At 76.8% G+C, this 13,165-nt stretch carries 7 protein-coding genes and 1 pseudogene; 3 read left to right on the top strand and 5 right to left on the bottom strand.

Annotated elements, in window-relative coordinates; translation table 11 throughout:
- Positions 1-148 precede the first annotated feature (148 nt).
- Positions 149-1,426 carry a serine hydrolase domain-containing protein gene (locus tag ACFVU9_RS30610; RefSeq protein WP_380444965.1) on the top strand — a complete coding sequence of 426 codons (1,278 nt, stop codon included), beginning with the start codon at positions 149-151 and terminating at the stop codon, positions 1,424-1,426.
- A 63-nt stretch (positions 1,427-1,489) separates the two neighbouring features.
- Here ACFVU9_RS30610 and ACFVU9_RS30605 read toward each other — a convergent pair whose 3' ends face one another.
- Complete coding sequence (locus tag ACFVU9_RS30605; RefSeq protein WP_387598946.1) at positions 1,490-3,892, bottom strand: ATP-binding protein; 2,403 nt, start codon at positions 3,890-3,892, stop codon at positions 1,490-1,492.
- Positions 3,893-4,210: 318 nt separating this feature from the next.
- Positions 4,211-7,120 (bottom strand): BTAD domain-containing putative transcriptional regulator, encoded by a 2,910-nt coding sequence (locus tag ACFVU9_RS30600; RefSeq protein ID WP_387598943.1) that lies wholly within the window; start codon positions 7,118-7,120, stop codon positions 4,211-4,213.
- A 280-nt stretch (positions 7,121-7,400) separates the two neighbouring features.
- On the opposite strand from ACFVU9_RS30600, the gene ACFVU9_RS30595 reads away from it, so the two are divergent.
- Positions 7,401-10,250 (top strand): BTAD domain-containing putative transcriptional regulator, encoded by a 2,850-nt coding sequence (locus ACFVU9_RS30595; RefSeq protein ID WP_387598940.1) that lies wholly within the window; start codon positions 7,401-7,403, stop codon positions 10,248-10,250.
- A 21-nt stretch (positions 10,251-10,271) separates the two neighbouring features.
- On the opposite strand, the gene ACFVU9_RS30590 is transcribed toward ACFVU9_RS30595, so the two are convergent.
- The 3 genes from ACFVU9_RS30590 to ACFVU9_RS30580 form a co-directional block, all read right to left on the bottom strand.
- Positions 10,272-10,961: a sigma-70 family RNA polymerase sigma factor gene (locus ACFVU9_RS30590; RefSeq protein WP_380444970.1), complete on the bottom strand. Its 690-nt coding sequence runs from the start codon at positions 10,959-10,961 to the stop codon at positions 10,272-10,274.
- A gap of 151 nt (positions 10,962-11,112) precedes the next feature.
- Positions 11,113-11,475, bottom strand: coding sequence for a hypothetical protein (locus ACFVU9_RS30585; protein ID WP_380444971.1), 363 nt, complete (start codon positions 11,473-11,475; stop codon positions 11,113-11,115).
- A 188-nt stretch (positions 11,476-11,663) separates the two neighbouring features.
- A complete protein-coding gene (locus ACFVU9_RS30580) occupies positions 11,664-12,089 on the bottom strand; it encodes a hypothetical protein (protein ID WP_387598936.1) in 426 nt (141 codons plus the stop codon).
- A gap of 263 nt (positions 12,090-12,352) precedes the next feature.
- Between ACFVU9_RS30580 and ACFVU9_RS30575 the strand changes: the two are divergent.
- Positions 12,353-13,165: pseudogene (locus ACFVU9_RS30575) on the top strand (hypothetical protein); the annotation flags it as partial.

Below are 13,165 nucleotides of genomic sequence, written 5' to 3'. Positions count from 1 at the left end.
AAAGCCTTGGCCGCCGTTCGGGAAACGGATTGTGGAGTCGATCGCGTTCACCGATCGCTCACATTGCGGCGATGGCCCCGGACGGAGATAGTGGATCTTCGAACCGCGCGGACCGACGCCGCGTCAGCCGAACGAGAAACCGAGGAACATGGCGAAGATCAGGCTCCTGCGTCCCCTGGCCGTGGCCGCCGCCGGTGTCGTCCTGATGGCGACCGGCGCCACCCACGCCGCCGCCGACCAGGGCACCCCGAGCGCGCCCGCACCCGACACCGCCGCGGTGCTCGCCGCCCTGCAGACCACGATGAAGGCCGGCGCGCCCGGCGCCTTCGCCGTCGTCCACGACCACGACGACCCGTCGCTCGACCAGACGCTGACGGTCGGCAAGGCCGATCTCGACGGCACCCCGATGAAGGCCGACTGGCGCTTCCGGGTCGGCAGCAACAGCAAGATGTTCGCGTCCGTCCTGGTCATGCAGCTCGCCGAGCAGGGCCTCATCGACCTCGACAAGCCCCTGCGCGACTACCTCCCGGCCGGCACCCTGCCCGACGGCTGGACCATGACGGGCCGCCAGGTCATGGAGCACCGCGCCGGGATCTACGACCACACCAACGACCTCCTCGAACAGTCCGGCGAGGAGACCACCGCCGCGTTCGAGGCCCGCATCCGCACCAACGTCTACGCCCCGCGCGACCTCGTCGCGATGTCCGTCAAGCACGGCGTCCAGTACGCGCCGGGCACCAAGTACTCGTACTCCAACACCGACTTCGTGCTCATGGGCCTCGCCGTCGAGAACCTCACCGGCCGCCCCTACGCCGACGTCCTCCAGGAGCGCATCCTCGACCCGCTGGAGCTGCGCGACACCTCCTTCGTCGTCCCGGACCCGAAGATCCGCGGCGCCCACGTCACCGGCTACCTCACCAACGACGACCGCACCAAGCCGCTGCTCGACTCCACCGAGCAGACCGGCTCCTGGGTCTGGGCCGCGGGCGCGGTCACCTCCTCCGCCCGGGACCTCGACACCTTCCTCACCGCCCTCATGGCCGGCAGCTCCGGCGGACTCGTCTCCGACGACTCGCTCAAGCAGATGGAGGCCGCGATCCCGACCCCGACCGCGAAGATCTCCTACGGCCTCGGACTGCGCCGCATCTCGCTCAGCTGCGGCGACGTGTACGGGCACGGCGGGATCGTCCAGGGCTACCAGACCCAGTCGTTCACCACGCCGGACGGCCACCGCACGGTCGTCGTGTTCGCCAACGCCTCCAACAACGGCTCGGTGACGCAGGGCCTGATGGGCGCGCTGGAGCCGGCGTTCTGCGGGAAGAAGCCGGCCGCCGCCGCGCCGCGGGCCAACGTCCGCTCGGCGGTGCCGAACGGCGCCGCCGTCCGGGACTACACCATTCCGGCGGTCGAGGACAGCCGGATCTGACGCCGGCCGTGCGCTGACGGCGCGGCGCCTCAGCCCAAGCCGGTCGGTGACGGGCTCCGCGCCTCAGCCCCCGGCGGCCGCCGTGCCCGTCCGGCGGCGGCCCTGGCGGCCGTCCGCGCTGAGGTCCGTGAGCGCCTCGGTGAGGAGTTCGCGGGCCTCGTCGGCACGGCCCTGCTCGATCAGGGCCGTGCCGAGCTCGGTCAGCGTCTTCGTCATGCTGTCCGGGCGGCCGATCGCCTCGTAGTGGGTGAGCGCCTGGCGGTAGGCCTTCTCGGCGGCCGGCCACTGCTTCAGCGCCGCGCGGTCGAGGCCCAGTTCGTACGCCGTCATCGCCGACAGGAAGTGCATCAGCGGCGACTCCCAGCGCTCCACCAGTTCCAGCGCGCCCGCCAGCGCCAGCCGGCGGGACTCCACCGCCTCCTCCGCGCGGCCCGACTCGCGCAGGCAGGTGGCGGCGCCGCGCAGCGTGACCAGCCGTCCGATCCGGGCCGCCCGGTTGTCCACGGACGCGAAGGCCTCGGCCGCCCGGTGGTAGCTGTCGGTGGCCTCCTGGTGCCGGTGCAGCCTGCGCAGGCCGCTGCCGAGGTAGGTCAGCGCCCAGCCCTCCTGCTCGCGGTCGCCGAGCTCACGGGCCAGCTCCAGGCCCTCGCCGGCCAGTTCGACGCCGCGCTGGTAGCGGTGCAGGCAGGTGACGTTCGTCCAGGCCAGGTAGTTCACGTGGACGGTCTCGGCGTGCCGGTCGCCGAGGGCGCGCGCGGAGTCGACGGACAGCTGGAAGACCTCGCCCCAGATGTCCCAGCTCAGCAGCCGGTCCGAGAACCAGTGCATCGCCTCGGCGGTGTCCACCACCGCACGGTGCCGGCCCGCCCCGGCCGCCCGGTACATGGCCGCCAGCCACTCCGGGGACTCCTCCTCGAGCCAGCGCGTCGCGTCCGCGGTCGTCACCGGCGCCGTCGCCGGATCGGGGTCGCCGAGCGCCTCCTCGCCGGTGCTGTCCGGGACGAACCGCAGGCCCGCCGCCGAGGCGCGCGCCAGCAGCAGCCCGGCCGCGGCCAGTTCGGCGGCCCGTACCTCTTCGGGGCTCTCGTCGGTCGTCAGCCGCTCCCCCGCGTAGAGCCGGACGAGGTCGTGCAGGCGGTACCGCTCCGGGGTGGCGAGCTGGACCAGCCCGGCGTCCGTCAGCTCCTCCAGACAGCGCTCGGTGCGCACCGCGGACAGCCCGGCGTACATCGCGGCGACCGGCGCGGTGAAGTCCGGTCCTGCGGTCAACGCGCAGCGGCGCAGCACCAGTTGGGCCTCGGCCGGCAGCCGGCGGTAGGACAGGGCGAAGGCCGGGCGGACGGCGAGGTCCCCCGTCTCCAGCAGGTCCAGCCGGTTCTCCTCCGCGGCGAGCTGCCGCACCAGGCGGCTCACCGGCAGCTGCTCGCGCGCCACCAGGCGCTGGCCGGCGATCCGCAGGGCGAGCGGCAGGTAGCCGCACAGGCGGGCGAGTTCGGCCACCGCGTCCGGTTCGGCGGCGATCCGCTCCCGGCCGGCGATCCTGGCGAGCAGCGCGGCCGCCTCGGTGGGCGCGAGGGCGTCCAGGCGCAGGCGGTGCACCGACTCCAGGCCGGGCAGGGCGTTGCGGCTGGTGACGATCGTCACGGCCGGGCCCGAGCCGGGCAGCAGCGGGCGGACCTGTGCCTCGTCGGCGGCGTTGTCCAGGACGAGGACGAGCCGGCGCTCGCGCACCAGGGCCCGGAACAGTCCGGCCCGCTCCTCCGTGCCGGCCGGGACGGCGCCGTCCTCGACGCCCAGCGCGCGCAGGACCTGGCCGAGCGCGTCGCGGGCGGGCAGCGGGGTGGGGGCCATGCCGGCGAGGTCGAGCGAGAGCTGGCCGTCGGGGAACCGGTCGGCCAGGGCGTGGGCGGCGTGCAGGGCGAAGGCGGTCTTGCCCAGGCCCGGCTGGCCGCTGACCAGGAGCACCCGGGGGTGGGCCGGGTCGTCCTCCCGAACCAACTCGTCCAGGCGGGCGAGGACGTCCTCGCGGGCGGTGAAGTCGGCGATGTCCCGGGGGAGGGCGAGGGCGCCGGGGAGCACGGGGACGGCAGGGACGGCGGGGGTGGCGGGCGCGGCCGGGGCGGCGGGGGCGTTCTCGGGGGTCGCTGACGCCTGATCGGCCGCGGCGGCCTTCGGCGCCTTGGGGCCGGCCTGCGCGGGGACGGTCGCGCGGGTGCCGCGCGGGCGTCCCGACTGGGCGGCCCGCTCCAGGGTCAGCGTGTCCGCCGCGTCGAGGCCCAGCGTCGAGGCCAGGGCCCGCACGGTGCGGCGCTGCGGCCCGCGCGTACGGCCGCGTTCCATGTCGCCGAGGGCCCGCAGGCTCACGCCGGAACGTTCCGCCAGTTCCTCCTGCGTCAGCCCCGCCCGCACCCGGTACCCGGCCAGCAGTCCGGAGAACTCCACGCCCCCGGCGACCGCGTCGCCCATCGACCCCACCCCTGACCCTGCCGGTACTTCTGCCACTGTTTGTGCCTCAACCACTACACGCAGGCAGAAGTATGCACGGTTTCACGCGGGCCCGGTGCCACGGCACTGCTGGTCAGTGCGTGTGCCAAGGGCTGCGGCGGCCGGACGGGCCAACGGGCGACCGGCCGGGCGGGCACGCGGCGCCGGTGGCAGAACTGCCGGTAGTTCTGCCTGTTCGCACACGGGCGGAACTGTGGAGGGGCGGAATTGGGATGGGCGGAACCGGGCGGAGAGGGCGGAACCGGGGACGTGTGCCGGCCCGGGTCGGGCGGCGGAGGCTCAGACGGCGCCCGACAGGAGCGAGTCCGCGCGGCGGCGGGCGGCGGCCGCGTCGCCGGTGCGGCCCACCGTTCCCAGCAGGTCGGCGAGCAGCGCGTGGGAGTCGGCCTGGAGCACGGTGTCGGCGAGTGTCCGGCCGAGGACGACGGCCAGTTCGGCGCAGTCGAGGGCCGGTCCGACGCGGCCCAGGGCGTGCAGGGCGCGGGCCCGTCCGTGGGTGGCGCGGACGGCGTCGGCGGTGTGGGCGGCGGCCAGCCGGACGGCCTCGTCGGCGTGGGCGAGGGCCTGGGCCGGGGAGCCGGCGAGGACGAGGGCGTCGGCCAGGTCGACGAGGGCGGCGGCGAGGAGGTGCGCGGCCTCGGGGGTGCGGGCGGCCGCGACGACGTCGGTGAACAGCGGGACGGCCCGGTCGTGCCGTCCGGCCCGGCCGAGCGCACGGGCGACACGGGCCCGGGAGCGCAGGCGCAGGAGCGGGTCCCCTGTGGTGGTGACGGCCCGGTCGAGGTGTTCGCCCGCGGTGCGGTGGGCGCCGCGGTCGACGAGGAGGACGGCGAGGTCGGTGGAGAGCCGGGCCACGGCCTCCGGGTCGCCGGCCGAACGGGCCGCGCGCAGACCGGCCTCCGTCGTGGCCCGCCAGCGGGCGCGGTCGTGCTCGACGCCTTCTCCGTCCTCTCCGCCTGCGCCGCCCAGGAAGCCGTGGCCGGTGTACCCGCGACCGGCGTGCCCGTGGGCGGTGCGCCCGTGGGGGGCGTGCCCGCGACCGACGTGCCCGTGGGGGGCGTGCCCGTGGGCAGCACGTTCGTAGAACGTGGCGGCGCGGTGGGCGAGCTGCCAGGCCCCGGCGGTACGGCCGTGCTGTTCGGCGCAGAGCACGACCGCGCGGATGGCGCTCTCCTCCCGCCGGAACCAGGCCGCGCCCTCCCCGCCCTCGGCGGACCTCGCCCCGGTCGCGTCGAGGTAGTGGTCGATCAACCGGTCGAGCGCGGCGAGCCGTTCGTCGCACCCGAGGTCGGCGGCCTGCCGCGCGGCGTAGCGGCCGACCAGCGCGCGCCGGGCGTAGCGGCCGGGGGCCTGCTCCTCCAGGAGGTGCACGGCGTCGAGGCGGGCCAGGTGGGCGCGGGCCTCCGCGGCGGGCAGGTCGCCGAGGGCGGCGGCGGTGGCGGTGCCGATCTCGCTGCCGGGGTGGAGCCCGAGGAGCGCGAACAGCCGGGCGGTGGCCGGGTCGAGCGCGCGGCGGGTCCGGTCGAGGGCGGCGGCGATGCCGAGCGGGCCGCGACCGGTGCCGGTGAGGGTGGCCAGGGCGGCCTGGTCGTCGGCGAGTTCGGCGGCGAGGTCGTCCAGGCCCCAGCCGGGGCGGGCAGCCAGCCGGGCGGCGGCGAGGCGCAGGGCGAGCGGCAGGCGGTCGCAGCGCCCGGCGAGTTCGGCGGCGGCCGCGGGTTCGGCGGCGAGCCGGGCGGGGTCGAGGGTGCGGGCCAGCAGGGCGGCCGCGTCGTCGGGGGTGAGCGCGCCGACCGGCAGGGGGACGGCGCCCTCGCGGACGAGCAGGTCGCGCAGGCGGTGCCGGCTGGTGACGACGGTGACGGGCGCGGCGTCGGACGGCTCGGCGGGCGGGGCCGGCAGGAGGGGAGCCACCTGCTCCGCGGAGCGGGCGTCGTCGAGGAGCACCAGCACCCGACGGCCCGTCAGCAGCGCCCGGTAGCGCTGGACGCGTGCGCCGAGCCCGGCGGGTACGGCCGACTCGCCGAGCGCGGTGAGGAACTCGCCGAGCACGTCGGCCGGGTCCCGGGGCCCGGCCTCGCCGAAGCCGTCCAGGTCGACGTGGAGGACACCCTCGGGAAACCGCTCGGCGGCCCGGTTGGCCCAGTGCTGCACGAGGGCCGTCTTGCCGGCCCCGGCCGGGCCGGTGACCAGGACGGGCCGTCCGGCGCGGGCGGGCGCGAGGGCCTCGTCCAGCCGGCGCAGGTCGTCCGACCGGCCGACGAACCGGCGGTCGGCGGGAGGGAGTTGGGACGGTACGGCCTTCGGGCGGGGCGCGGCCACGGTGGCGGCGGGGCGGGTCAGGCGCTCGCCCGCGCGGCGCAGCTCGGGGCCCGGCGGGCCGTCGAGGCGGGCGACCAGCCGCCCGTACCAGGCCGCGGCCTCGTCGCGCCGACCGGCCTGGTCGAGGCAGGTGACGAGCCGGGCGGCCGGGCCCTGCCGGGCGGGGTGCGCCGTCACGGCCTCGGTGAGCTCGGCGACGAGCTCGCCGCCGCGGCCCTGCCGGCACAGGCCGTCGGCGAGCCGGTCGAGGGCGCGCAGGCGCAGGTCGGTGACGTACGGGGAGGTCCGGTCGCGCAGCAGGGCCGAGCCGCAGTCGGTGAGGGCCGGGCCCTGGAACAGGTCGAGGGCGGCGCGCAGCAGCGGGAGCGCCGGGTCGGCGGACGGGCCGTCGGGGGACGGGCCGTCGGCGGCTCGCTCGTCGTCCAGGACGTGCGGGTGGTACGGCGCTTGCGGGTGGTACGGCGCTTGCGGGTGGTACGGGCCGAACGAGCCGTGCCGGCCGTCCGGGTGCAGGACTCCGGCGCGTTCGCAGAGGCCGGCGAAGCGCACCAGGTCCACCCGGGCGGGCTCCCCGGTGAGCACGTAGCCGGCGTCGCGGGTGCCGAGCGCGAGGTGCCCGCCGCCGTGGTCCGCCGCGGGCTCCTCGCCCAACGCCTGGCGCAGCACGGCGACATGGCCCTGCAGCGCGGCCCGGGCGGTGGGCGGCGCGGCGCCGTCCCAGACCAGTTCGATCAGTTCCTCGGTGGCCACGACCCGGTTCAGCCGGACGGCGAGCGCGCTGAGCAGGGCGCGCCGCTTGGGCGCCGAGGGCGTGACGAGCGTCCCGTCGTCGCGCCGGACGGCGACCGGTCCGAGCAGGTCGATGCGCATGCGGCCCCTCGTCTGGCTGATCGGCTCGTTCGCCGGCGGGTGGATCGTCTGCGGGTGGATCGAGTCGTCCGAGGATAGGCCCGATCGCCCGGCCTGCGCACCGGTGCGGGTTCCGCCGATTCATGCCATCATGATCGCTTCTCGCCCGGTTCGGCCTTGATCCGTTCGGTTCCGTTCGGTTCCGTTCGATCACCCGCCGGGACCGGACGAATTCGGGCAGTACACTGCTCCACCCCGGGACCGACCGGCCCGGGAGTCGTGGGGCGAGGTGGGGCGGCGCGTGGGGATTCGACTCCTCGGTCCGGTGGAGCTGGGGACCGGGGGCGGCGGGTTCGTCGCGGTCCAGGGCGCGCAGCGGCGGGCCGTGCTCGCGCTGCTCGCACTGCACCTCGGGCGGGTCGTCGGCGTGGACGCCTTCTGCGAACTCCTGTGGGACGACTGGCCGCCGGCCAGCGCGCGGGCGGCGCTCCAGGGGCACGTCGCCGCGCTGCGCAAGCTGCTCGCCGCCGGGCCCTTCGTGCTGCACACCCGTGCGCCCGGCTACCTGCTGACCGGGCCGGCCGGCCTCGTGGACGCCCTGCGCTTCGACGAGTTGGTGGCCCGCGCGGGCGCGCTGGCGGAAGCGGCCGACGGCGCGGCCCTCACCACGGGCGGCGCCGCGCTCGCCGAGGCGATCGCACTGCTGGAGCAGGCGCTGCGGCTGTGGCGCGGTCCGGCGCTCGCCGACCTGCCGGACACGGCACTGCGCGGCACCGTCGCGGGCCGGCTGGAGCAGGCGCGGACCGCGGCCCTCGTCTCCTGGGCGGCACTGCGGCTGCGCCAGGGCACCGGCGCCGCGGCCGTGCCGTCGCTGGAGCAGAACGTGCGCACGAACGGGCTGCGCGAGGAGGTGGCGGCGCTCCTGGTGCGCTGCCTCCACCAGGCCGGACGGTCCGCCGACGCGCTGCGGGCCTACCACGAGGCGCGCACCCGGCTCGACGGCGAACTCGGCATCCGGCCCGGCCCCGCACTCCAGGCGGCACTCGCCGAGGTCCTGGCCGAGGACGACGCCGCCGAGGCCGGCCGGCGGGTGGACGAACCGCCGGCTTCCGCCTCGACCACCGATGACGGCACCCCCGTGCCCCGCCGACTCCCCCGCCGCCCGCTCGACTTCGTCGCCCGCGAACCCGAACTGCGCTGGCTGGACCGCGAATGCGGCCCCGACCGCACCGGCGACGGCCTCGCCCTCGTCGTCGGCCCGGCCGGCGCCGGCAAGAGCGCGCTGGCCCTCACCTGGGCGCACACCGCCGCCGCCGGCTACCCCGACGGCCAGCTGCACGCCGACCTGCGCGGTCTCGACCCGGCCGGACCGGCCGACCCCGGCGAGACGCTCGGCGCCTTCCTCCGCGCGCTGGGCGTCGACGAACCCGCCCTCCCCACCGACCGGGCCGGGCGCGCCGCGCTCTACCGCACCCTGACCCGGGACAAGCGCCTGCTCGTCGTCCTCGACGACGCGGCCGACGCCGACCAGGTCGCCGACCTCCTCCCGCACGGCCCCGGCTGCGCCGCCGTCGTCACCGGCCGAAACCCCCTGGAGGGCCTGGTCGCCGCCGAGGGGGCGGCCCTGCTGCGCCTGGCCCCGCTGCCCGGGTCCGACGCGCTGCGCCTGCTGGAACAGGTGCTGACGCCCAGTCGCCTGCGGGCCGAACCGGAGGCCGCCGCCCGGCTCGCCGCGCTCTGCGACCACCTGCCGCTCGCCCTGCGGATCGCCTCCGCCCGGCTGGCCGCCCGACCGGACTGGACGATCGCCGCACTCGTCGCCGACCTCGCGGACGAGCCCACCCGGCTGGCCGTCCTGGAGGGAGACGGCACGCTCGGCGTCTCCGGCGAACTGCTCCGCACCCACCGTCGGCTGTCACCGGACGCGGCCGAGTTGCTGACCGTCCTGGCCGCCCACCCGTCCCCCGAGGTGGACGTCCTCGCGAGCGCGGCCCTGCTCGGCGCCGACCCGGCCACCGCCCGCCGGGCGCTCGGCGAACTCACCGCCCACCACCTGCTGACCGGCACCCCGCACGGGCGGTACGGCCGGTCCGGCCTCGTGCGGCTGTTCAGCGCGCACCTGCTCGGGCGACGGCCGGAGGCGGACCGACAGCTCGCCGCGGAACGGCTGCTGGACTACTACCTGGAGGCCTCCCGCGCCTGCGCCGAGCACCTGGAGCCCGGCCAGGAGACGTACGGCGGGAGCGTCCACCACCCGCCGGCCCTGCCCGCGCCCGCCGGGCCCCGGGCCGCGATCGACTGGTTCCGGGCCGAGGAGCCGACCGTCCGCGCGCTGGTCGCCTCCGCCGGCCGCACCGACCCGGCGCGCGCCTGGCGGCTGGCCGCCGCCAGCGAACCGCAGTACTACGCCGCCGGGCTCTTCACCGAGTGGCTGAGCTGCATGACGGCGGGCCGGGAGGCCGCCGAGCGGTGCGGCGACCGGGTGGGCACCGCACGGTCCGGCGTCGCGCAGGCGAGCGCCCTGCTCGGCCTGCGCCGCTACCAGGAGGCGGTCGACCGCGGCCGCAGGGCCCTCGCCGACACCCGCCCCGAGGACGGCGCCGTCCACCTGCGGGCGCTCAACGCCCTCGCGGTGTCCAGCGCCCTCGTCGGCCGCGCGGACGAGGCCACCGCGCTCGGCGCCGCCGCGCTCGCCCACGCGACCGGCAGCGGCGAACCCCACCGCCTGTCCGCCACCCTCGCCCACGGCTCCCAGGTCAGCCTGCTGGTCGGCGACCGGGAGGGCGCCCTCCGGCAGGCCCGCGAGGCCCGCAACCTGCTGCCCGGATCGACGGTGACGATCTGCCACCTCTGGTCGATGCTCACCGAGGCCCACGCCCTCCAGCCGGTCGCCGACGAGGAGGCCTGCGAGATCGCCTGGCGCCGCGCGCTCGCCGCCTGCGAGGAGGCCGGGCTGCTGCACCTGCTCGCCCTCGCGGAGCAGTCCTACGCCGCCTTCCTCGCCGGCCGCGGCCGGTCGCCGGAGGCCGTCGAGCGGCTCCGGGTGGCGCTCGACCGCTACCGGGCGGACGGCCGGCTCCCGTCGTCCATGGGCGGTTTCGTCAGTGCGATCGAGGAACAGCTGGACGCGCTGACGCACCGCCGTTCCTGATGCATCGTCAGTTCAGGACCGTCAGTTCAGCGCGGCCTTGGCGACGCGCCCGCGGTCGACCGCCTTCGGGGCGTACCCGTGCTCGGCCGCGAGGACCGGGCGCATGGCGCGGATCGCGTAGAAGTTGCGGGACTTGACCGTCCCCGGCGGCACCCCGAGCTTCGCCGCCGCCTCCACCACCGACCGGTCCTTGAGGTGCAGTTCGACCAGCACCTCGCGGTGGTGCTTCTGCACCCGTCGCAGCGCAAGGGCGATGTCCCGGGAGGCCACCACCCGCTCGTACGGGTCCTCGGCGACCGGCCGGTCGTCCACCGACTCGCCGAGCGCCTCGGGCGCCCGGGAGGCCGCCATCCGGTAGTGGTCGATGGCGATCCGCCGGGCCACCGTGAACAGCCACGGGCGGCTGTGCTCGGGCCCGGCCTTCAGCGCCTCCGGGTTCTGCCAGGCACGCAGCAGGGTCTCCTGGAGGATGTCCTCGGCCTTGCCGCGGTCGCCGCGCGTGGTGCGCAGCAGGACGTTCAGCAGGTAGCCGCCGTGCAGCCGGTGGATCTCGGCGAGGTCCTGGGGGTCGAGGGTCGGTCGGCCCGCCCCCTTCGCGGTGGTCTCCGTGGCGGGCTGCACGGTGGCCTCCGCGGCGGGAGCGGGCCGGGCGGCGGACTCTGCGGGCTGCTGGACGCCGGGGGCGTTCGGGGCGACAGGCTGCTGGGACACGCACTACCTCACAGAGCGGTCGGGGTCAGGGGACAGTCCGACCGGATCCCCCCGGCGGCTGTGACCACAGGCTGTCAACGGCCGCCAAGGATGCGCCAACTCCGCGCCAACGTCGGCCCCCGTCCCCTTCCCCCACGAGGGCGGTCCGCCCTCAGGCCGCGTCCCGCTCCTCGTTGAGCGCCCGGACCAGGTCCTGCACGCCGTCCTCGCCGCGGTGCTCGATCAGCACGGCGACCCACGTGGTGAACCGCTCCCGCTCCTCGGCCGACCAGCCCGGCGCCGAAGGGTGCTCGTCCACGACCATCGCCGCCGCGAGCTCCAACAGCCCCGGCGACGACACCGGCCGCCAGCGCCCCGACGGCAGCCCGTTCAGCGCCACCCGCCGGGCGACGGCGATCACGTCCTCCGCCGCGCCCGGCGGCACCGCCAGCGCCGGCGGCCCCGGCACGGCCCGCGCACCCTCGGCCAGCAGTGCGGCGATCAGTTCACGCGGTTCCGCGCGCTCGGTTCCCATGTTTCGTCGTCCTCCCCCGTCCCGCGTCCGGGACTCGCTCCGTCGTTCCTTCGGGGCCGCCCGGAACCGGCCGGACGTGCCCCGGAGACGGTACCGATTGGTAGCCCGGTCCGGTCGGGGGTTTGCGGACAGCGGAACCCGCCCGGCCGGGCCTGGTCGCCGCCCGGCCGGCGGCTGGGCTCCGCGTCCTAGAAGGTGGTCCAGTCGTCGGCGTCCGGGGTGCCGAGCGTGCGGATCCGCTCGCCGTCGCGGTCGTCGAAGGTGTCCTTGGCGATCGTGAACGACCTGCCGTCGGGCCGCAGGCCGTACAGCACGACCTGCTCCTTGCCGATGCCGGTCAGCGACAGCCGCTCGCACTGGTGCGGTGCGACGACGTGCGTCGAGAAGCCGCCCCGCTTCGGGAACACCGCGTACGACGGGTAGGTGCCACCCGAGCACAGGACGAAGTTGTCGCCCGGCTGGGCCGGGATGCCCGGAGTGACGGGGACGCCCGGCTGGGCCGGAATCCTCGGCACCGCGGGGACGGTGGCCGCCTGCGCGGCGGTGACTCCGGTGAGGCCGACCAGGCCGACGGCCGCGAACAGCAGGCCGGCGGCACGGGTGGTGGTGCGCATGGGGTTCCTCCAAGCGTGGTCGGGACGCACGGTGCGCCCTGACCAGCTCAACGGGCCTCCCACTGAACGGGGTTCAGTACCGGACCGGCGGGCACGGCCCGCACGCCCGGAGGAACCCGTTGCCGTACCTGCCGCGCACCCGCCGCGCACCGGCCGCTGAACCCGCCGCGCACCGGCCGCCGTAGTTCCGGCTGGGCGGGCCGGCCCGGGGCGGGCGGAGGGGCGGCCCCTGCGGCGCACCGACGAACCGGGAGGGACACCCGATGGCCTACTCCGACGGCACACATCCGGGCTTCCAAATCCCTTGGACCGAGCTGCTGTCGGGCCCTGGAGCGGACGCCGGCCCGGACTACACCCCGGCCGAGTGGCCGGAGCCGGTACAGGTGCAGGTGCAGCTGCCGGAGCCGGTGCAGGTGCCGGAGCCGGCACCTGTCCCGATACACCGCCCTCCGGCCGCCCCCGCGCCCCGACCGCACGTTCGCCGAACACTGTTCCGCGAGTCGGCCGACCCCCGGCAGCAGATCGAGCGGGTCCGCGCCCCGCTGCTCGCCTGCCACCGCGTCGCGTTCCTCGGCACGCCCGCCGCCCCCGGCGACGCCTCCGCCGGACTCCCGGTCGCACTCGGCGCCCAACTGGCCGAGCACCGGTGCCACCAGGTGGCCGTCCTCGACCTCGCGCCGCCCCGGCCGGACGCCGCCGCGCCGACATCACCGCACGCGCTCAGCGCCCTGCTCACCGCCGCTCCCCTGCCGGACGCGTTCCGGCACGTGGGCGGCCGGCTGGCACTGCTGACGGCCCGCCCGGAGCACCCGTACGCCGACCACCGGCAGTCCCTCGCCGACCTCGGCACCCACTACCCCCTCGTGCTCGCCGACGCCACCGGCGCCGGCGACGATGCCCGGCAGGCGGCAATGGCGGCGGCCGACCAGGTGGTGATCCGCGCCGACGCCTCCGTCGCCGGGGCCCGCACCGCCTCCGCCCAGCTGGACCGGCTCGCCGCCGAGGGCCGCGGCGACCTGGCCCGGGGCGCGGTCGTGGCCTTCACCCCGGCGCCGGTCGGGGCTCCGAGCCCCGAC

It is taken from the genome of Kitasatospora sp. NPDC057936, assembly GCF_042887525.1.
In the GTDB taxonomy this organism is placed as follows: domain Bacteria; phylum Actinomycetota; class Actinomycetes; order Streptomycetales; family Streptomycetaceae; genus Kitasatospora.
This window is presented reverse-complemented; position numbering and strand designations above follow the sequence as displayed.